The organism is Kribbella speibonae (assembly GCF_004331375.1).
Lineage (GTDB): Bacteria > Actinomycetota > Actinomycetes > Propionibacteriales > Kribbellaceae > Kribbella > Kribbella sindirgiensis.
Genome location: NZ_SJKC01000001.1, coordinates 1,386,476 through 1,406,341, shown reverse-complemented (window position 1 = coordinate 1,406,341; position 19,866 = coordinate 1,386,476). Strand labels below are relative to the sequence as shown.

At 68.0% G+C, this 19,866-nt stretch carries 21 protein-coding genes; 7 read left to right on the top strand and 14 right to left on the bottom strand.

The window, feature by feature from the left end; translation table 11 throughout:
- Positions 1-6: 6 nt before the first annotated feature.
- The 5 genes from E0H92_RS07000 to E0H92_RS45720 all read right to left on the bottom strand — a co-directional run bounded on the left by E0H92_RS07000 (position 7) and on the right by E0H92_RS45720 (position 3,733).
- A complete protein-coding gene (locus E0H92_RS07000; protein WP_131495733.1) occupies positions 7-960 on the bottom strand; it encodes an ABC transporter substrate-binding protein in 954 nt (317 codons plus the stop codon).
- Positions 961-969: 9 nt separating this feature from the next.
- Entirely contained in the window at positions 970-1,902 is a 933-nt protein-coding gene (locus E0H92_RS06995; RefSeq protein WP_131495732.1) for an ABC transporter substrate-binding protein, read from the bottom strand.
- Complete coding sequence (locus tag E0H92_RS06990) at positions 1,902-2,654, bottom strand: amino acid ABC transporter ATP-binding protein (RefSeq protein WP_131495731.1); 753 nt, start codon at positions 2,652-2,654, stop codon at positions 1,902-1,904. Before E0H92_RS06990 ends, E0H92_RS06995 begins: the two co-directional genes overlap by 1 nt.
- A complete protein-coding gene (locus E0H92_RS06985) occupies positions 2,651-3,544 on the bottom strand; it encodes an amino acid ABC transporter permease (RefSeq protein ID WP_131495730.1) in 894 nt (297 codons plus the stop codon). Before E0H92_RS06985 ends, E0H92_RS06990 begins: the two co-directional genes overlap by 4 nt.
- Positions 3,545-3,658: 114 nt before the next feature.
- On the bottom strand, positions 3,659-3,733 hold the full coding sequence (locus E0H92_RS45720) for a putative leader peptide (RefSeq protein ID WP_355483003.1): 75 nt from the start codon (positions 3,731-3,733) through the stop codon (positions 3,659-3,661).
- 340 nt (positions 3,734-4,073) lie between these two features.
- Between E0H92_RS45720 and E0H92_RS06980 the strand changes: the two genes are divergently transcribed.
- Both E0H92_RS06980 and E0H92_RS06975 read left to right on the top strand, forming a co-directional pair.
- Positions 4,074-4,994, top strand: coding sequence for a M23 family metallopeptidase (locus E0H92_RS06980; RefSeq protein WP_238173332.1), 921 nt, complete (start codon positions 4,074-4,076; stop codon positions 4,992-4,994).
- Positions 4,995-5,036: 42 nt separating this feature from the next.
- On the top strand, positions 5,037-5,729 hold the full coding sequence (locus E0H92_RS06975) for a hypothetical protein (RefSeq protein WP_131495729.1): 693 nt from the start codon (positions 5,037-5,039) through the stop codon (positions 5,727-5,729).
- Here the strand turns inward: E0H92_RS06975 and E0H92_RS06970 are convergent.
- Positions 5,726-6,235 (bottom strand): GNAT family N-acetyltransferase, encoded by a 510-nt coding sequence (locus tag E0H92_RS06970; protein ID WP_131495728.1) that lies wholly within the window; start codon positions 6,233-6,235, stop codon positions 5,726-5,728. The genes E0H92_RS06975 and E0H92_RS06970 overlap by 4 nt on opposite strands.
- 121 nt (positions 6,236-6,356) lie before the next feature.
- On the opposite strand from E0H92_RS06970, the gene E0H92_RS06965 reads away from it, so the two are divergent.
- Positions 6,357-6,983, top strand: coding sequence for a M15 family metallopeptidase (locus tag E0H92_RS06965; protein WP_131495727.1), 627 nt, complete (start codon positions 6,357-6,359; stop codon positions 6,981-6,983).
- Here the strand turns inward: E0H92_RS06965 and E0H92_RS06960 are convergent.
- Positions 6,980-7,501, bottom strand: coding sequence for a GNAT family N-acetyltransferase (locus tag E0H92_RS06960; RefSeq protein WP_131495726.1), 522 nt, complete (start codon positions 7,499-7,501; stop codon positions 6,980-6,982). The two genes, E0H92_RS06965 and E0H92_RS06960, sit on opposite strands and share 4 nt — an antisense overlap.
- 39 nt (positions 7,502-7,540) lie before the next feature.
- Between E0H92_RS06960 and E0H92_RS06955 the strand changes: the two genes are divergently transcribed.
- Positions 7,541-8,104, top strand: coding sequence for a helix-turn-helix domain-containing protein (locus E0H92_RS06955; RefSeq protein WP_131495725.1), 564 nt, complete (start codon positions 7,541-7,543; stop codon positions 8,102-8,104).
- Here E0H92_RS06955 and E0H92_RS06950 read toward each other — a convergent pair.
- Both E0H92_RS06950 and E0H92_RS06945 read right to left on the bottom strand, forming a co-directional pair.
- Positions 8,071-9,582: an FAD-dependent monooxygenase gene (locus E0H92_RS06950; protein WP_131495724.1), complete on the bottom strand. Its 1,512-nt coding sequence runs from the start codon at positions 9,580-9,582 to the stop codon at positions 8,071-8,073. The two genes, E0H92_RS06955 and E0H92_RS06950, sit on opposite strands and share 34 nt — an antisense overlap.
- Before the next feature lie 65 nt (positions 9,583-9,647).
- Positions 9,648-10,256, bottom strand: coding sequence for an acyl-CoA-like ligand-binding transcription factor (locus tag E0H92_RS06945; protein ID WP_131286479.1), 609 nt, complete (start codon positions 10,254-10,256; stop codon positions 9,648-9,650).
- A 100-nt stretch (positions 10,257-10,356) separates the two neighbouring features.
- Between E0H92_RS06945 and E0H92_RS06940 the strand changes: the two genes are divergently transcribed.
- On the top strand, positions 10,357-11,565 hold the full coding sequence (locus tag E0H92_RS06940; protein ID WP_131465560.1) for a TerC family protein: 1,209 nt from the start codon (positions 10,357-10,359) through the stop codon (positions 11,563-11,565).
- A gap of 7 nt (positions 11,566-11,572) precedes the next feature.
- Here the strand turns inward: E0H92_RS06940 and E0H92_RS06935 are convergent, their stop codons facing one another.
- The 4 genes from E0H92_RS06935 to E0H92_RS06920 are packed head-to-tail and all read right to left on the bottom strand — an operon-like array spanning position 11,573 to position 16,453.
- A complete protein-coding gene (locus E0H92_RS06935; RefSeq protein ID WP_131465558.1) occupies positions 11,573-12,403 on the bottom strand; it encodes a carbohydrate ABC transporter permease in 831 nt (276 codons plus the stop codon).
- Positions 12,404-12,405: 2 nt separating this feature from the next.
- A complete protein-coding gene (locus E0H92_RS06930) occupies positions 12,406-13,287 on the bottom strand; it encodes a carbohydrate ABC transporter permease (protein ID WP_131465556.1) in 882 nt (293 codons plus the stop codon).
- On the bottom strand, positions 13,284-14,594 hold the full coding sequence (locus E0H92_RS06925; RefSeq protein WP_131495723.1) for an extracellular solute-binding protein: 1,311 nt from the start codon (positions 14,592-14,594) through the stop codon (positions 13,284-13,286). Before E0H92_RS06925 ends, E0H92_RS06930 begins: the two co-directional genes overlap by 4 nt.
- 2 nt (positions 14,595-14,596) lie before the next feature.
- A complete protein-coding gene (locus tag E0H92_RS06920; protein WP_131495722.1) occupies positions 14,597-16,453 on the bottom strand; it encodes a glycoside hydrolase family 127 protein in 1,857 nt (618 codons plus the stop codon).
- Between the two features lie 171 nt (positions 16,454-16,624).
- Between E0H92_RS06920 and E0H92_RS06915 the strand changes: the two genes are divergently transcribed.
- Positions 16,625-17,623 carry a LacI family DNA-binding transcriptional regulator gene (locus E0H92_RS06915; protein ID WP_131465550.1) on the top strand — a complete coding sequence of 333 codons (999 nt, stop codon included), beginning with the start codon at positions 16,625-16,627 and terminating at the stop codon, positions 17,621-17,623.
- An 86-nt stretch (positions 17,624-17,709) separates the two neighbouring features.
- On the top strand, positions 17,710-18,912 hold the full coding sequence (locus E0H92_RS06910) for a hypothetical protein (protein WP_131495721.1): 1,203 nt from the start codon (positions 17,710-17,712) through the stop codon (positions 18,910-18,912).
- Here the strand turns inward: E0H92_RS06910 and E0H92_RS06905 are convergent.
- Positions 18,875-19,855: an acetylxylan esterase gene (locus tag E0H92_RS06905; protein ID WP_131495720.1), complete on the bottom strand. Its 981-nt coding sequence runs from the start codon at positions 19,853-19,855 to the stop codon at positions 18,875-18,877. The two genes, E0H92_RS06910 and E0H92_RS06905, sit on opposite strands and share 38 nt — an antisense overlap.
- Positions 19,856-19,866 lie beyond the last annotated feature (11 nt).

Sequence of the window (19,866 nt, the reverse complement as noted above, 5' to 3'; positions counted from 1 at the left end):
GTTCTCCTATTTCTTCGGCAGACCGGGCGGGTTGATCAAGGACTTCGGGACGGCCTCGGCCTGCAGGCCCCACTTGGCGAGCACCTTCGCGTAGCTGCCGTCGGCGATCGCCGCGTTCAGCGCGTCCGCGAGCGGCTTGACCAGGCCGTTGTCCTTCTTCGTCGTGATCCCGACCAGGCCCTGCACCGGATAGCTGGACGAGACGGTGCCGACGATCTCGGTTTTGTGCTGAGTCGCGACGTGGTACGACGCGGTGGGATTCGGGCCGAGGTACAGGTCGATCCGGCCGGACTGCAGCGCGAGGTAGGTGTCCGCGGCCTGCTGGTAGTACTTGAGGTTCGCGGGTTTCCGCCCGGCCGCGACGTTCTGCTTGTTCCAGTCGACCAAGATCGCTTCCTGCAGCGTTCCGGAACCGACAGCCACGTTCTTTCCGGAAAGGTCCGCCGGCCCGGTGATCTTCAGCCCCGACCCCAGCTTGGCCTCGAACGCGTGCAGCCCGAGCCGGTACGTCGCGAAGTCGTACTTCTCCTTGCGCAGCTCGGAAACCCCGATGTTCGAGATTCCGACCTGGTATTTCCCGGAGTCCAGCCCGAGGAACAGGTTCTCCCAGCTCGTCGTGTCAATCTCGGCCTGCAGTCCGAGCACGCTCGCGACCAGGTAGGCGACGTCGATCTCGACCCCGATCGGCGTCTTGTTGTCGTCCGCCGTGAACCCGAGCGGCGGCAGACCGCCGCCGGCCGAACCGTTCCCGATCACCAGCTTTCCGGACTCCCGCACCGCGGCCGGCAACTCGGCCGCGATGCTGTCCACCTTCGCCGAGGTGATGTGCTTCTGGCCCGCCGAAGTGTCGAACGAAACCACGGAGGGGTCACTGCTCTCGGCGGGCTGCGTCTGCGGATCGGCACAAGCGGCCGCCGCGAGCAGAACCACTCCGAGCACCGCAATCCAACGTTTTCTCATCAGTCGTCCTCAGCTCGTCAGGGGAAGGCCGGGCGGATTGATCTCGGACTTGCCGACCGCCTCGGTCGACACGTTCCAGCGCTCCAGGACCTTCGCGTAGCTGCCGTCCGCGATGACGCCGTCGATCGCTGCCTGGTAGGCCTGCACCAGGCCGCTGTCCTTCTTCGTGGTGGCCGCGATCAGGCCCTGCAGCGTCGGCCCGGCACCGGAGAACTTGCCGATCGCCTCGGTCTCGCCGGAGGTCTTCACGTGATAGGCGATCGACGGGTTCGGCCCGAAGTACCCGTCGATCCGGCCGGAACTGAGGGCCAGATATGTGTCGGTGTTCTTCTGGAAGTACCTGATCGTTGCCGCTGGCAACCCAGCCTTGACGTTGGCCTCGTTCCAGTCGACCAGGATCTTCTCCTGGTTCGTCCCCGATCCGACCGCAATCGTTTTCCCCGCGATGTCCCGGGCGCCGGTGACGCGCCAGGTCCCGCCCTTCTTCGCCTCGAACGCGATGTCGTCCTTCCGGTACGTCGCGAAGTCGTACTTCTGCTTGCGCTTCTCCGTCACGGTGATGTTCGAGAAGCCCACGTCGTACTTGGCCGAGTCGAGGCCGACGAACAGGTTCTCCCAGCTCGTCACCTGGATCTCGGGTTTCAGCCCGAGTGCCTCCGCGACCAGGTACGCGATGTCGACCTCGAGCCCGATCGGGGTCTTGTTGTCGTCGGCGTAGAAACCGAGCGGCACGCTGCCGGAGCCGAACCCGGCGCCGACGATCAGCGTGCCGCGGTCGCGGACCTTGGCCGGCAGCAACGCGGCAGCTGCGTCGTTGCGCGCGGTGGTGACCCGGTTCTGCTCGGCGGAGGTATTGACTCCGGTGTCCGAGGCGGCGGTGGCATCAGCACCGCAACCAGCCAGGGTGAGCAGCGCAAGGGAGAGGACAAGAAGTCGTTTCATCACAGCACCTTCGAGATGAACGCACGGGTGCGCTCGTGGACGGGGTTGTCGAGCACTTCGCGCGGTGGACCGGACTCGACGATCCGTCCGCCGTCGATGAACACGACCGTGTCGGCGATCTCCCGGGCGAAGCCGATCTCGTGGGTGACGACGACCATCGTGGAGCCTTCGCGGGCGAGCTCCTTGATCACGTCGAGGACCTCGCCGACGAGCTCCGGGTCCAGCGCGCTGGTCGGCTCGTCGAACAGCAGCACCTTCGGCCTCAGTGCCAGCGCGCGAGCGATCGCGACCCGTTGCTGCTGACCACCGGACAGCTGCCGCGGATAGGCGTCGGCCTTCTCACCGACGCCGACCCGCTCCAGCAGCTCCCGCGCGAACGGCTCGACCTCACTGCGCTTGCGGCGCTGCGCCGACACCGGCGCCTCGACGATGTTCTGCAACGCGGTCAGATGCCCGAACAGGTTGAAGTTCTGGAACACGAACCCGACCTGCGACCGCTGCCGCAGGATGTCGCGCTCGCGTAGCTCGTGCAGCTTGTCGCCGCGGCGCTTGTACCCGATCAGCTCGCCGTCGATCCGGATCAGCCCGCGATCCACCTTCTCCAGATGGTTGATCGACCGCAGTAGCGTCGACTTCCCCGATCCTGACGGGCCGAGGATCACGGTGACCGCGCCGGCCTCGACCTCGAGGTCGATCCCCTTCAGTACTCCGAGATCGCCGAAGCTCTTGTGCACACCCCTGACGTCGATCATCGCGTCGTACCTCGCGCGAAGCGGCGTTCCACGTAGTACTGCACGATCGACAGCAGCGTGGTCAGGACGATGTACCAGACCGTGGCGACCATCAGCAGCGGGACGACGCGGCTGTTCCGGCCGTAGATCACCTGCACCTGGTAGAAGAGCTCCGGGATCGCCATCACCGAGACGATCGAGGTGCCCTTGAACAGGCTGATCACCTCGTTGGCGCCGTTCGGCAGGATCGAGCGCATCGCCTGCGGCAGCACGATCCGGAAGAACTGCCGGTGTTTCGGAATGCCCAGCGCGGCCGCGGCCTCGGTCTGGCCCGCGTCGACGGAAATGATTCCACCGCGGATGATTTCCGCGGCGTACGCCGCCTGATGCAGCGCCAGCCCCAGGACCGCGGCGCCGAGCGGACCGAACAGGTTGTTCGTACTGAAGTGCACGAACTCCGGGCCGAACGGGATGCCGAGGCTGAGCTCCTGGTAGAGGTACGCGATGTTGAACCAGAACAGCAGCTGCACGATCAACGGGATCGAGCGGAACGCCCAGATGTAGCCCCAGGCAACTACCTGCAGGAACGGGCTGCCGGACAACCGCATCGAGGCGAGGACGGCGCCGAGCACGAACCCGAGCACTGTGCCGTACACGGTCAGCTGCACGGTCACCCAGAGCGCCGAGAAGACGGTCCGGGTGGCGAAGAACTGGAAGAACGTCGGCCAGTCCCAGCCCGGGTTCGTGGCCAGTCCGTGGACGAACATCGCGAGCAGGACGAGAACGACCCCGACGCCGACCCAGCGCCACGGGTGCCGCCGGGCGACGACGGTCAGATCGGCTTCGAGCGGTACGACGGTCGCCGGCGGTCCGGTGGTACCGGACGCGGACGTGACTGATGTGGTGGACACGGTGACACTCCCTGGCGGTGGGCAGGCTTCGCGGGCCCTGCGACGGCGGAGGGCAGCAGCGGGTAGCAGGCGTCCGGAAACGGACGCCCTCAACAGGACGTGAGAAGGCTCAGGTCAGCGCAGACAGAGGGCGCTGGAGACCCGGAGGAGATCGATGTGGAGGCGGTAGTACGGCGGCTTGCGCGTCATTCCCGTCCCCTCTCGTCGGTCGTGTCATTTCAGTATGGGACGCGGCTGAAAGATTAGTAAGTCGGTCGACAAAGCTCTCATTATATGGACGCCTTATACCGGCCCGAAGGGCCTGCTCGGCGCCAATCGGCAGGTGATCCGCGTCACGGTCGGGGCGACTTTCTTGCCCAGGTGGTTCACGCCTGAGCATGCACCGGACGACAGGACGCCCTCACCGAGCGTGTTCGATTTCGTTCATCCTTTCGCAATCCGTGTTTGAGGCGTCCGTGACCTTCTCGTTATGGTCATGGAGCTGCCGTTCCCCCTCAACGGCGGTTTCCCCTCCCCTGGAAGGCTTCTCGTGCCCACTCACCAAGACGCGCCGGAAACAGATCGGCAGGCGTCCAGCCGCCCGGCTGCTCCGCGCCGGGTGGCAAAGCACCGCTCCTCCCGCCGCAACGCGAACCGCCGTACCCAGCTGATCGGTCTGACCGCCGCATTGGCTGCCGCTGCCGGGACCACGACCGTCGGACTCAGCTCGTCCGCGACCGGTCCGGCCAACGCATCCGGGAGCACCGGCCTGAACCCCTCACAGGCCGACGCTCTGACCGCCGCCCGGATCGACCGGCGCGACCTCGGGTCCCGGGACGCGTCCCGGATCGACCTGTCGCTCGCCGCGACCCGCAAGGCAGCGGCCGAGACCGCCGCGAAGCAGCGGGCCGCGCGCCTGGCCGCGAACGCGACGCTGACGCAGCGCCGGTCGCTCGCGCTGGCCGCGGCGAAGGCAGCTGCCGCCAAGAAGGCCGCGGCGAACGCCAAGGCCCTCGCCGCCGCGAAGAAGGAAGCCCTCGCGAAGGCCGCGGCGCTCAAGGCAGCCGCAGCGCCGAAGATCGTGCTGCCGACGACCGGCTACCACCTGACCGCCCGCTTCAACCAGGCCGGCGGCCGCTGGGCGCACAACCACACCGGTCTCGACTTCGCGGCCCCGATGGGTACGCCGGTCCGCTCGGTGATGGCCGGTGAGGTCATCCAGGCCGACTTCGAAGGCGCCTACGGCCGCCAGGTGAAGGTGCGGCACGCCGACGGCACCGTCACGTCGTACAGCCACATGTCCGAGTTCGACGTCTCCGTCGGCGACTCGGTCGAGGCCGGCACGATGGTCGGCCGCATCGGCATGACCGGCAACACCACCGGCCCCCACGTCCACTTCGAGGTCCTCCCCGACGGCGGCTCCCCCATCGACCCCGAACCCTGGCTCCGCAAACACGGCCTCAACCCGTAAATCCGCTAGCGTTCCCCCACACACTTCCAAGAGGGGGAACTCTTGAAGCTCCACAAGTTCATGCCGGCCGTCGCTCTTCTGGCGGCCGGCCTGACCGTCGCCCCGCCCGCCCATGCGGTCCCGGAGCAAACGACGACTGTCTGCAATCTCGTAGTCCCGGCACGCATCAGCGTCAACGGGGAGTACTACGGCGAGTGGGCGCGCCTCGGCAGCGGCTGTCCCGCCAGCGTCTACACAGCAGTGTGGAAGAGCTCGCCCGCCGCCACCCCGAACGCCCAGGGCAGGCTCGAGTTCACCAAGGGCAGTCGCATGGTCCAGTTCGGCTTCTTCGGCTCGAATCCGCCCCTCGGGACGATCACGTGGAGCCCGGCCGGCGGCGCGACCAACATCAACGGCGTCAAGGTCGCCGATCTCGGCACGGCGTACAGCGTGTCCCGCTGCGCATCGGTGGCCGCACTCAGCGGCGGGCGGAAGGGCAGCCGTACTGCGCTGCTCACCACGGTCTCGTACTGGCGGCCTGCCAGCAATCGCTACGTGCGTTGGGCCAACAAGCAGGTGCTGATCCAGTACCAGGACATCGGTACGTCGACGTGGAAAGGGCTCGCGTACGTCACCACGAGCAGTGTGGGACAGGTGACGTACAACTACTACCCGAACCGGACCCGCCGGTACCGCGTGTACGTGCCGGGGACGAGCAGCATCTGGAACATCTTCTCGCCCGTCATCAGCCGTTAGAGCATCTTTGCCATGTCGAGGGCGGCTATGTAGTCGCCCTCGATGAGGAATTCGTTGGGGTGGGTGCCTTCGACTACGTAGCCGTGGCGTTCGTAGAGGCGGCGGGCGGGGGCGTTGGTGCTGTGGACGTGCAGGCTGATCTTGCGGGCGCCGCGGAGGCGGCCTTCGGTGGTTGCGGCGTCGAGGAGTGCGGAGGCGACGCCCAGGCGCCGGGCTTCGTGGGCGACCGCGAGGCCGTTGATCGTCAGTACGCCCGCGCCCTCGGGGAACGGGTACTTGTCCTGCAGCCGCAGGTAACCGACCACCGCGCCCTCGTGTTCCGCCACGAGATGGGCCTCCGGCCCGCTGCGGCTGAAGAACGTGTCCTGCAAGGTTTCCTGGTACGACGGGAATCCCGACGACGCGTCCCACGCGCTCCGCTCGATCGCGAGCAGCGCCTGGTCGTCTTCCTCGACGGCACGCCGTACCGTCACCTGCTGGTCGCCTGAACGGCGGTTGTCACTCACCGCACCATCCTCGCCCGCGGTACGGGCCAACTGTCTGCGGGGTCAGGTTCCGGCGCCGGTATCGAAAACATATCGGAAATCGCAGACGCTGCCGCAACATCGCCTTGGATGAACTGTCGGCATGCTGACTCGTCACCTGAGGCGCGATCGCCGGACCGCCGTACCCGGCCGGCTGGCGATCGTTGCCGCCGTCATCAGTCTCGCGCTGACCTCGTGTACAGCGGTTTCCGCGCAGGACTCGTCATCCTCGGGCACCGGATCCGAGACATCGGGCTCGACCAAAGGCTCGACCAAGGGCTCGTCCAAGGGCGGGCCTCCCGGCGCGTCGGACGGCGTACTGCCGGACCACACCTCGGCGTACAACACCAGCCTGCCCGGGGTCACGAAGCTCGATCCCGCCCTCCGCGAGGCCGTCCAGAAGGCCGAGACCGCGATGAAGGAGGACGGCATCAGGATGCAGGTCACGACGGGCTGGCGCAGCAAGAAGTACCAGGAAGAGCTGATGGAGAAGGCGATCCGCAAGTACGGCAGCAAGAAGAAGGCCAAGGAGTACGTCGCCGACCCGGACGAATCGCACCACGTCACGGGCCACGCCGTCGACATCGGCCCCACCGACGCCGACTACTGGCTGATCCGCCACGGCAACCGCTACGGCCTCTGCCAAACCCTCTCCAACGAGATCTGGCACTTCGAACTCGTCACGACCCCGGGCGGAACCTGCCCACCCATGACCGACCCGAAGGGCTAGCGCGGCTCTTCGGGGGGATCGGGGAGCTTCGCGAGCGGGCGCTGGGACCAGGCGACGTCGTGCCAGGCGTCGAGTTTCCAGCCGATGTTCCGGTAGGTGCCGATCGGGTCGAAGCCGAGGGATTTGTGCAGAGCTTCGCTGGCGGGGTTCGGAAGCGTGACGCCCGCGATCGCGGTGCGGTAGCCGCGCTCGGACAGGCGGTCGAACAGGGCGTTGTAGAGCGTTCGGCCGGCGCCGGTGCGGTGGTGGCTGGGGGCAACGTAGACGCTGACCTCGCAGGACCAGCGGTACGCCGGGCGCGGCTTCATCGGGCCGCCGTACGCGTACCCGACGACCTGACCGTCGTCCTCGAGAACCAGCCAGGCATGGGTGGACTGCGATTTCGCGATCCGCTCGGCCATCTCGTCGACCGTCGGCGGATCGAGCTCGAACGTGATCGACGTACCGGTGACGTAGGGCGCGTAGATCGCCGCGCAGGCCGCGGCGTCGGCGGCCGCAGCGTCTCTGACCTGAACCATGACACGATAGTAGCCACAACTGCCGCTATAGTGGCAAGCGTGATAGATGATCTGTCTCGATCCCTGGCCGCGACGGTGCAGCAGGCGCGAGTCGCACAGGACCTGTCGGTGAACGCGCTCGCCGAGCGGTCGGGCGTCTCGCGCGCGATGATCGGGAAGATCGAGCGGGGCGAGGCGCAGCCCACCGCCGTACTGCTCGGGAAGCTGTCCGGTGCGCTCGGTATGACGTTGTCCGAGTTGGTCGCTCGCGCGGAGAACACGGGCGAGCTGCTCCGTCGAGCGGGCGACCAGCCGGTCTGGACCGACCCGGTCACCGGGTACCGCCGGCGCGCGGTGTCCCCGGTGACCGATGGGCCGTTGGAGTTGGTGGAGGTGGACCTGCCTCCGGGAGCGTCGGTCTCGTACCCGGCCGACGCCTACATCTTCAAGTACCAGCAGCTGTGGATCCTCGACGGGCAGCTGCGTTTTCACGAGGGGTCGCAGGTACACGAGCTGCACGCCGGCGACTGCCTGCAACTCGGCCCGCCCCTGCCGACGACGTTCCACAACCCGGGTACGTCGGTGTGCCGCTACCTCGTCGCACTGGTCAAGGGGCGTGGCTGAAACCACTGCGCGACGGCGTCACGCAGCGCTTCGCGTTCCGCGGGCCCGTCCTGATCGGCGGCCCAGGCGACGTAGCCGTCCGGCCTGATCAGCAAGGCGATCGGAGCCTCGCCCCGGCCGGTGACCACCTCGACGGGCTCCGACACGAGGCCGGTGAACGCGGCGTCGGGAGTGAGGTCGACGAGGAGCGGGCGAGCGGACCGCATCAGCTCGGCCAACCGCACCGAGCCGACCGTCAGATCGGGCGCCCAGCGGCCCACCAGGGGATGCGAACCCTCGGCGTACCTGATGTCCGCGCCGGAAATCAGTTCCGCAACTCGCAGAACGTTCCGCGGATCGGTCAGAAATTCTCCGAACAGTTTCCGCAACGCCGTCACGTCGTCGCCCGGCGCGATCAACGCGGACTGTGCCTGGGTGTGCATCACGACCCGCTCCCCCACCGGCCGGCGCTCGGACTCGTACGTGTCGAGCAGTCCCGGCGGCGCCCAGCCCTGTACCTCGGCCGCCAGTTTCCACCCGAGGTTGACCGCGTCCTGCAGTCCGAGGTTCAGCCCCGGCCCGCCGATTGCCGAGTGCACATGCGCGGCGTCGCCGACCAGCAACACCCGTCCGGAACGGAAACTCGACGCCAGCCGGCTGTTCCCACCGACCACCCGCCGGAGATGCCGCACACCGTCACCTGTTGGCTCGACCAACGGCAGATGCACGCCGAGCACCCGGTCGGCGCTCTCCTGCAACTCCTGGAAGGTCACCTCGCCGTCCGGCGGCGTGTCCCACTCTCCCGTGCTGATCGCCGGCAGCCGATCCGGAAACGGCGCCCAGACGAACAGTCCACGTTCCGTCCGCTGATGCAGGAACGGTGGCACGACGCCGTACCCGGGGATCTTCAGCAGCCCGTCCTCGATGTACTCGGGTGGCACCGCGGCGCTGCCGGTCCGGGACACCATCGAGTCGTTGGTGACGCCGGGAAAGTCGATTCCGGCCAGTTTCCGCGTCGTACTGTGTCCGCCGTCGGCGCCGACCAGATAGCCGGCCCGCAACTGGTACGTACCGTCCGGCCCGGACAGCGACACCGTGACGCCGTCCGCGTCCTGTGTGAACGCGGTCAGCTCGTGACCGCGTCGGATCTCGACGCCGAGCTCCAGCGCCCGTTCCTGCAGCACCTCCTCGATACGCACCTGCGGAACCTGCAGCAGATAGACCGGGTTCTCCTCGAGTACGTCGAGCGGCAACGGCATCGCACCGAACACGAATCCAGGAGCGGGCCGCGGCGGACCCGGCGTACCGCTCAGGCGCTCGTACAGTCCGCGCCGGTCGAGCATCCTGACGACCTGGCCGACCAGTCCGTTGGCGCGCGGAACGGTGCTGCGTTCCGGGAGTTTCTCCAGCACGATCGGCCGGACCCCGGCCAACCGGAGTTCACTGGCGAGCATCAGGCCGTTCGGTCCGGCCCCGGCGATGACAACTTCTGCGTCCATGACGTCCTCCACTTGGGCATGACTGACCGCCCCGGCAACTCACCGGGGTCAGTTGGTTCGATGGGTTATTCGGGGACGGGCAGGCCGGCTTCGACCTGGTCGAGTGCTGACGACAGCAGGTCGGCGATCGAGCGCGGCGGATCGGCTCGCAGCCACTCCGCGGTCACGACCGCGCGGGTCGCGCCGATCACCTCGGCGACCAGCCGCGGATACATCCCCGAGGTCCCGGTCCGGTCGGCGACCGCGGCCGCCAGTTCCTCGCCGACGCGGGCGTAGGCGCGCGCGACCGCCCCCTGCAGCGCCGGCTCACTCATCATCAGCCGGATGCCGGTGAGCCACTGCTCGTCCGGCGGCCGCCGCCCGCCGTGGCCTTCCTCGCCGAGCGCGAAATGCTTCTCGATCGCCGCCCGGATCGCGACCCACAACGGCTCGTCGGCGGGCCGTGCCCGGAGCTCCTCGGCGATCTTGAGACTGCGGTCCACCTCGCGCGCGGCGATCGCGTCGGCCTTGCTGTCGAAGTAGTTGCGGAACGTCCGCAGCGAGACGCCGGCCTCGTCGGCGATGTCCTCGATCCGCACGTTGCCGTACCCGCGCTCGACGGCGAGCCGGACCGCCGCCCAGCTCAACGCGATCCGCGTCTCCTGCTTCTTCCGCTCCCGCAACCCGTCGGCCATGTCTCGACCGTAACAGAAGTTGCCTAAAGAGCAAAGATGCCTTTTAGGCAAATTTCTCTGACGTGCTGAGCCGGCGCGCGGACCGTGGTTGGGTAACCCCATGACGGTGTCCCCGCTGGTCTGGGTGCTGACGGTGCTGGCGATCGTCGGCCTGTTGCTGTTCGACTACTTCTTCCATGTGCGATCGGCGCACGTCCCGACCCTGCGCGAGGCCGCGGTCTGGTCCGCCCTGTACGTCGGGATGGCGGTGCTGTTCGGCGTCGGAACGCTCATCTTCGGCGGCGCCGACATGGGCTCGGAGTACTTCGCCGGGTACATCACGGAGAAGGCGCTGTCGGTCGACAACCTGTTCGTGTTCCTGATCATCATGACCGGTTTCCGGGTGCCCCGGGAGAACCAGCAGAAGGTCCTGCTGGTCGGCATCGTGGTCAGCCTGATCGCCCGGGCCGGGTTCATCTTCCTCGGCTCGGCGTTGCTGAACACGTTTTCCTGGGTGTTCTACCTGTTCGGGATCGCGCTCCTGCTGACCGCGGGAAACATGCTCAAACCGGAGACCGAGGAATCACACCAGGCGCAGAACCTCGTGGTCCGGCTGAGCCGCCGGCTGTTCCGGACCTCGGAGGAGTACGACGCGGACCGGCTGACGACGGTCGTCGACGGAAAACGGATGCTCACCCCGATGGTGCTGGTGATGGTCGCGATCGGCGCCACCGACCTGATGTTCGCGCTCGACTCGATCCCGGCGATCTTCGGCCTGACCCAGAACGTGTACGTCGTGTTCACCGCGACCGCGTTCAGCCTGCTCGGTCTGCGGCAACTGTTCTTCCTGCTCGACGGGCTCCTGGACCGCCTGATCTACCTGTCCTTCGGGCTCGCCGCGATCCTCGCGTTCATCGGCGCCAAGCTGATCCTGCACGCGCTGCACGAGAACAACCTGCCGTTCGTGAACGGCGGCGACCACGTCGAGGTCGCGGAGATCAGCACCGGTCTGTCGCTGGTCGTGATCCTGGCCGTGCTGCTGATCACGATCTTCGCGTCCCTGTTCAGCACCCGCGGGCGGACGCAGACCGCGATGGCCCACATCCGCCGGGACGCGACGGCGTACCTCGATCCGGAGTACACCGACGACCCGGCGGAGCGGGAGCGGGTGTTCCAGCGGTTGCTGCGGGCTCGCGACCACATCACCGGCCTCGGCCCGAAGGCCAAGCAGCAGGTGCTGAACGAGGAGGACCTGATGGCGCTGTGTCGCGAGGTCGGCGAGGCGCACGCCGTCGCCCACGCCGACCACGAGATCCGCCCCAGCCTCTGACGACGACCTAGCCTTTGACGGCCCCGGATGCGAGACCGCTGACGTAGAACCGCTGCAGCCCGACGTACAGCACGACGCACGGGATCATCGCGATCACCGATCCCGCGACCAGCGAGCCGAAGTTGATCTCGCCGTACGCGCCGGCCTGGACGTTCACGAGTGCGACCGGCAGCGTGTAGAGCTCGTCCTTGGTCAGGAAGGTGAGCGCGCCGAGGAACTCCGTCCAGGCCGCCAGGAACGCGTAGAGCGCGACGGTCGCGGCGCCCGGGGTGATCAGCGGACGCAGGACGGAACCGAGCATCCGGAACGTTCCGCATCCGTCGACATGCGCCGAGTCCTCCAGCTCCACCGGCACCGAGGCGAACGAGTTCCGCATCACGAAGACCCCGAACGGCAGGTTGACCGTGGTGTAGAACAGCACCAGCCCGAGCAGGCTGTCCGTCAGCCGGAGAACGTTCATCTCCAGGTACAGCGGCGTCAGGATCGCCTGGAACGGAATCATCATCGACACCACCACGAGCGCGAACAGCACCGGCCCGCTACGGAACCGGAACCGCGCGAACCCGTACCCGGCGAAGGTGGCGAGCAACGCCGTCAGGACGGCCGTGCTGATCGCGACGATCAGGCTGTTCCCGACCGCCCGGACCAGGTTTCCGGGTCCCTCGATCAACGTCCGGAAGTTGTCCCAGGTGAGGTCGAAGAACGTTTTCCCGTCCGGCGCCGCGACGATCACGTCGTTCGGCTGCACCGACCGGAAGAGGGCCCACAGCAACGGTACGGCGAAGACCAGGAACGCACCGCCACCGCCGATCACGTAAAACGTGTTCTTGAGTCGCATGGTCAGTCCTTCTCCCGGAGCAGGCGGAACTGGGCCGCGGTGACGAGGCCGACCACGATCACCAGCACGATCGAGAGCGCGGTCGCGGCGCCGAGCTGCAGCTGGACGAAGGCCCGGTTGTAGATGTACTGGACCACCGTCGTGGTGTCGGTTCCCGGACCGCCGCGGGTGAGGATGTAGAACTGCGAGAACGCGAGCAGCGAGCCGATCACCGAGATGATCACCGCCATCGCAATCGTCCGCCGCAGGATCGGGATGGTGATCTCCCACTCCTGTTTCCACCAGCCCGCGCCGTCCAGCTCGGCCGACTCGTAGTACTCCCGCGGGATCGCCTGCATACCGGCCATCAGCAGCATCATCGTCAATCCGCTGACGGCCCAGATCACCAGCACGCAGATCAGTCCGGTGGCGAGCGGCCCGTCCACCAGCCAGGCCGTCGTACCGTCGGTGATGCCGAGCTTGCGGAGCACGATGTTGATCACGCCGCTCTCCGGCTGCGCCTCCAGGACGGTGACGAAGCTGAGCGTGGACAATCCGACGACGAACGGCAGGAAGAAGACCGTTCGCAGCACGGTGGAGCCGCGGCGTTTCCGGCGGACCAGGACCGCGAGCGCGTAGCCGAGCACCAGGATCGGCCCGGTCACGATGACCGTGTAGAGCAGCGTGTAGAGGACGGACTTGGCGAACGCGGCGTCGGACACGATCGCGGTGTAGTTCTTCAGCCCGCTGAACTTCACAGTGCCGATCAACGGCCAGTTGGTCAGCGAGATCACCAGTGCGAACGCCAACGGCACGAGCACGAAGACGCCGACGAACAGTACGGCGGGACTCACCAGCAGCAGCCCTGTTCGTCCAGGGTGGGTCAACGAACGCGGCGTACTCATGCCTGCCCCTGACGGAGAATGCGGTCGTAGTTCTGTTGGGCTTCCTTCATGGCGGCCTCCAGCTCGCCGTCGAACACGGCGCGGCGGAACATCTGCAGCCACGGCCCGTCCGGCTGGTTGTAGAGGAGGTTGTAGGAAAGCGTTGTCGGCGCGTATCCCTCCTGGATGCGCTCCAGCGGCAGCGTCGCCAACGGGTACTTCTTCGCGAACTCGGCGGTCCGCGCGTCCGACCGCACCGGCGTGTACCCGCCGCCCGGCAGATCGATCTGTTGCGGCAGGTCCAGCGCGAACCGCACGAACTCCCACGCCCCCGATGCATTGCGAGCGCCGCGTGGGATGCACATGTTGTCGCCGCCGTCGAAGAACGCCGCACCGCCGTCCGGCCCGGACAGCAGCCGGGGCGTCACCTTCTGGTGGAACGCCTCGTCGGACGCGGACACAACCACGCTGTAGTTGGACGGGAAGATGCCGATCTTGCCGGCCCGGAAATCGCTCCCCCAGCGGGACGCGTCGTCGGAGAAGTTCGCCCTCGGCACCAGCCCGTCAACCCAGAGCTGCCGGTGCAGCTCGAGCATCTGCCGGACGACGTCGTTCCCTGTGATGTGCCCGGACTGGCTGCCGACCGGTCCTTGGATCAGATCGGTGTCCGCGGCCCACACCATCGGCTGCACGACGAAGCCGAGCGCTCCCGGGCTGTTCGCCGGGAAACTCCACCCGTAGATGTCGTCGCCGTGTTTCCGGAATTTCCGGGCCGCATCGAGCAGGTTTCCGAACGACTTCACCGCCTCGTCCGGATCGACGTCGGCGCGGTCGCACAGCTCGGTGTTGAACCAGAACATCGAGTTGTCCGCGAGGTACGGAACGCCGTACACCCGCTCGTCCTTGGTCGCCAGCCGGAGATGGCCGGGGCTGAGCTTGTCCCGGAAGTCCAGGGCGGCGAGCGGTTCGGTCAGGTCGGTGAACGCGTCGCGATAGATGAACAGCATCGAGTTGATGTCGTCGATGTCGACCAGGTCGGGCACCGTCCGGCCGCGGATCGCGGTCGCCAGCTTGGTCACGTACTGGGCGTCCAGGACCGGTGTCAGCTCGACGGTGAGCCGGTTCTGGGACGCGTTGAACTTCTTCACCAGGTCGGTCAGACCGGTCTGCGTCGCCGCCCGGCACCACACCTGCACGGTGCCGGTGGCGTCCTGCCCGAAACCCGTCGCCTGGACGTCGGGTTCGGGCAGGACCGAGCTACAGCCCGGGAACAGACCGGCCGTGGTCGCCGCGGCGCCTAGGCCGAGGAGCTTCCGCCGGGTGAGCATCGTCAGGCCCTGGGCAGCCAGACGCGCATGGCACCGATCTCCCGGTTCGCCCACGCGTAGTACGGGATCGCCACCACCTCGACCGCATCACCGGTCGAGTCCTCCACGCCGGGCTCGAACGACCAGCCGGCGCGATGCCCCGTACCGACCCGTCCCTGGGCCTTCAGCACGGTCACTCCGGCCAGGAGATCGGTGCTCTCGGCGACAGGCGGCTCGGGTACCAGATGCAGGTCGTCGACGTTCGCCTCGTTGTCCACCTGCTCGACGGCGTACACCAGCGGTCCTCGCTCGAGCGCGACACAGCTGCGAACCGCGTCGATCCGAGGATCTGCCCCGACGACCCGCGACCGCAGTGGCAGCTGCAGGTCGATGTCAGCCGCCTCGACCCGCACGTAGGTGCCGGGCTCGGCCGGTTCGCCGTTCACGGTGGCACCTTCCGCCCACGCGGGGATGCGCAGCTCGACCGCCACCGGCGTCGCGCTGGTGATGCGGACCGCACCGTCCCAGGGGTAGTTCGTGTCGACGGCCAGCTCGACGTCGCCGGACTTGATCACGCCGGCCGCGTACTGGTGGATCTGGACGGCGTCGTCGGTGGTCGTCGCGAGGTAGCTGTCGAGGCTCGACAGTGTGCGCATGATGTTCGGCGGACAGCACGCGCAGTCGAACCAGCCGCGCCGACCGTGCGCCGGGCTCCGGCCGGTGTCCGGGTACGCCGCCCCGCGCAACTGCAGCGGGTTGACGTAGAAGTACTCGGACCCCGCCAGCGATACGCCGGCAAGGAAACCGTTGTACAGCATCCGCTCGATCGCGTCGCCGTACGTCGCCTCACCGGTCGCGAGCAGCATCCGCCAGGCCCATTGGATTCCGCCGATCGCTGCGCAGGTTTCCGCGTACGCACGGTCCGGCGGCAGCTCGTACTCGTCGCCGAACGCCTCGCCCTCCCAGCGCGCCCCCAGCCCGCCGGTGACGTACGTCTTCGTGGACCACATGTGGTCGAACTGCCGCTTCAGCGAATCCAGCAGCTCGGAATCGCCGGTCTCCAACGCGACATCGGCCGCACCGGCGGCGAGATAGACCGCGCGGACCGAGTGCCCCTCGACCGTGGTTGCCTCGCGGACCGGGACCCGGTCGGAGAAGTACGCCGGCGAGTGCCCGTGCCGCTCGATGATCCCGTGCCCGCGGGCCTCCACGAACCATTTCGCCAGATCCAGGTACGCCGTCGTACCGGTTTCTCGATAAAGCTCGACGAGGGCCATCTCGATGACCGGGTGGCCGTCGACGTCGACCGTTTTGTCGTCGCCGAAGGTCGCGACCAGGTGGTCGGCCAGCTTGGTCGCGACGTCGAGCAGCGCGCGGTCTCCGGTGCAGCGGACCTGGGCGACCGCGGCCTGGATCAGGTGACCGGCGCAGTAGTGCTCGTGGCTCCAGACGAGCTGCTTGTAGCGGCCTTCGTCGCCGTACCGGAGCTGGACGACCGAGTCGAGGTACCCGTCCTCGCGCTGGGCCGCCGCGACGACCGCGGTCAGGTCGCGGATGCGTCGCAGCAGGTCGTCGTCGGGGTTGCGCCCGTACTCCCACGCCGCGGCTTCGAGCCACTTGTAGACGTCGGAGTCGGCGAACACCGGGCCGATCGCCTCGCCCTCGCCGATGCCGGCCGCGAGACGAAGGTTCTGCAGGTTGCCGGCCTTCTCGAGCTGGTCCTGGCCGCTGGGGATCGCGTCCGCGCCGTTGCGGGCCTGCCGCGGCGCCCAGAAGCCGCCGGTGATCGTGACCTGGCCGAGTCCGAGGGGGTGCCGGCGGCCCTTCGTGGTGGCCGCCGGGCTGCGGGAAGTAGTGACAGTTTCCGGGGAAGCGCTCATCTGCCGTGACTCCTGAGTTAGGACCCTGCATTTAGGAAAATTCGGAACACGTTTTCCTGGACGAAGGTAGAGAGCCTGCCGCGCCAGGTCAACCCCTACCTGTGGATAAACTCCGGGCCGGCCGCGATCCGTGGGGTACTGTGCCGGAAACCTCAGGAAAGGAGTTGCCGGATGGCGTCACGGAGCACCCGCACGCCCGGGATCAAGGACGTGGCCGCGCTGGCCGGCGTCTCGGCGAGCACCGCGTCGAAGGCGCTGAACGACACCGGCCAGCTCCGCGCGGCCACCCGCGAGCGGGTCCGGCAGGCCGCCGAACAGCTCGGATTCATCCCGGACGACCGTGGCCGCGCGCTCGCGTCCGGGCGCAGTTTCACCGTCGGCCTGATCACCACGGACAGCTCCGGCCGGTTCAGCATCCCGATCATGCTCGGCGCCGAGGACGCGCTCAGCGCGGGCGAGATGGCACTGGTCCTCTGCGACACCCGCGACGACCCGCTCCGCGAACAGCACTACCTGAAGTCGCTGGTGTCGCGGCGGGTGGACGGCATCATCGTGACCGGCCGCCGGACCGAGGCACGGGAGCCGATCGACGTGCCGATCCCGGTCGTCTACGCGTTCAGTCCGTCGACCGATCCGGACGACACGTCGGTGATCGTCGACGACCACGGCGGCGCCGCGTCGGCCACGCGGCATCTGCTGTCCCTCGGCCGCGAGCAGATCGCGCACGTCACCGGGCCGGAGTCACACCTCAGCGCAGGGATCCGCGCCGCGGCCACGATGGGTGCCGCGCGGGACGCGTTCGTCGGCCAGCCGCTGTACGGCGAGTGGAGCGAGCGGTGGGGCCGGCACGCGGTCGACGTACTGCTCCGGGCGCAGCCGACCGTGGATGCGATCACGTGCGGCAGTGACCAGATCGCCCGCGGCGTCTGCGACCGGCTGCGCGAGCTCGGCCGCTCGGTCCCCTACGACATCGCGGTCACCGGCTACGACAACTGGTCCGTGATGGCGCTGGCCAGCAGACCGCCGCTCACGACCGTCGACATGGAGCTCGAAGAACTCGGTCGCCGGACCGCCAACCTGCTCCTCGACGTCATCGCGGGCTCGCCCCGCCGCGGCCAGCTGATCCTGCCCACCCGCCTGATCACCCGCGAGTCGACGCTCGGCACCTGAGCGGAGCACGCGGCGGCGCGTCCAGTCTTCGGATGGTCACCCGCAGGACCGCCATTGGTTGCCGAAAACCCTCTAGATTGATGCGGGTGCTGCGCAAGCTTGTGATCGGCGTGGCGGTCATCGCCACGCTGGTGGCGGGGGTGGGGACCGCGCGTCTGGTTCTTCCCTGGACCGATCCCGCCCGTGGCGCGGTGAAACAGCTGGCGTTCCTGCGGGCCGAGCTCGAGGGCGGCGCGGATCTGGCCGCGCAGAAACAGTTTCCGGAAGGGTATTTCTTCCTGAACGTGCTGTACGGGCTGACCTGGGTCCAGGTCGGCGTCGACGATCCGGCCCGATCCGCGGACGCGACCGCGGAGGTGCGGTGGGCGCTCGATCGGATCGCGTCGGCGGCCGGAACCGCTCCGTTCGACGAGTCGCTGCAACCGCGGTACGGCGTTTTCTACGCGGGCTGGACGAACTGGCTGCGCGGCGGGCTGATCGCACTCGGCCACTCGGACGCCGCCGACCGCGACACTTTTGCCAGCGAATCGGTCGAGATCGCCACCGCTTTCCGGACCGCGAAGACGCCGTTCCTGGCGGCATACCCGGGGCAGGCCTGGCCGGTCGACTCGGTCGTCGCGATCGCGTCGCTGCGGTTGTACGACGCGTTGGTCGCACCTCGCTTCGGACAGATCGCGCGGAACTGGGTGACGACGGCGAAGACGAAACTGGATCCGGCAACTGGGCTGCTACCGCACCAGGTCGTTCCGCAAGTTTCCGGGGCGCGCGGTTCGTCGCAGGCGATGATCCAGCGGTTTCTGGTCGACGTCGATCCGGCGTTCGCGCGAACGCAGTACGAGCTCTTCAAGGACAAGTTCGTCACCGGGCTCGGTGTACGCGAGTACCCGAAGGGGACGAGTGGACAGGGCGATGTCGATTCCGGGCCGTTGGTGTTCGGGAGGAGTCTGTCCGCGACCGTGGTGACGGTCGGCGCGGCGCGGGTGCATCACGATCCGCTCGCGAGTCGGCTGGCGCGCGAGGGCGAGCTGGTCGGTCTGCCGGTCAGCGGGCTGAAGACGAAGCGGTACCTGTTCGGGGCGGTGCCGATCGGCGACGCGTTCCTCACCTGGTCGACGTCCGCCCGGCCGCTGGTCGCCACCGATCAGAGCGGTGGCGACCAGGCGGAGTTCGACGGTGCGTCCGGCTGGTGGCGGCTTCCTTGGCTGGTGCTGCTCTGGCTACCGGCGCTGATCTTGTGGGGCGGGCTCCGCCTCAGGCATCGCGGCCGAAGGCGGAAGCGAGGGCACTGAGCTTGCGCGGCAGGTCGTACTCCGCGCCGCCTTCGTGCCCGTTGTAGGTGAACACCTCGATCTGCGCGGGACCGGCGTAGCGGTGGTACGCCGCGAACACCGTCGACGGCGGGCAGATGTTGTCCATCAGCGCCACCGAGAACCACGCCGGGCAGGTCGCCCGGGCGGCGAAGTTCACCGCGTCGAAGTAGGACAGGGTGCCGATCGCGGTCTCGGTCCCGAACCGGTGGCCCTTGAGCCAGCGCGCGATCTCGGCGTACGGCCCGTTGTCCGTGATCTGCGACGCCCGCCGGTAGTGCGACAGGAACGGTACGTCGGCGATCGCGGCGGACAGGTCCGCGCGCAGACCGGCGACCGCGATCGCCAGCCCACCGCCCTGGCTGCCACCCACCACGGCGACCCGATCGCTGTCGACGTCCGGGCTGCTCTTGGCCGCGTCGACCGCCCGGACCGCGTCGGTGATCAGCCGGCGGTAGTAGTGCTTGGCCGGATCCTCGATTCCGCGGGTCAGGAAACCCGGTGCCGACGATCCGTGTCCTTCCGGCGCGATGTCCGGAGTTTCCGAAACGGTTTTTCCGCCGCCGCCCTGGCCGCGGTTGTCCATGATCAGGTGCGCGTACCCGGCCGCACTCCAGGTCAGCCACTCGTACGGAATCCCGCGGCCGCCGTTGTAGCCGATGTACTGCACCACCGCGGGCAGCGGCCCGGTGCGATGGCGTGGCAGGAGCAGCCACGCCTTCACCGGCTGACCGGCCCACCCGCTGAACGTGACGTCCTGGACCTCGACAGTCGCAAGGCGCGCATCGTACGGCGTGAACCGGGCGTCGACCGGGTGGCCGGCCGCGTCGTCGAGCGTCTGCTTCCAGAACGCGTCGAAGTCCGCGGGCTCCTCCGGCTCCGGCCGGTACTCCCGCAACCGGTCCAGGGGCATGTCGACCAGCATTCGTTCTCCCT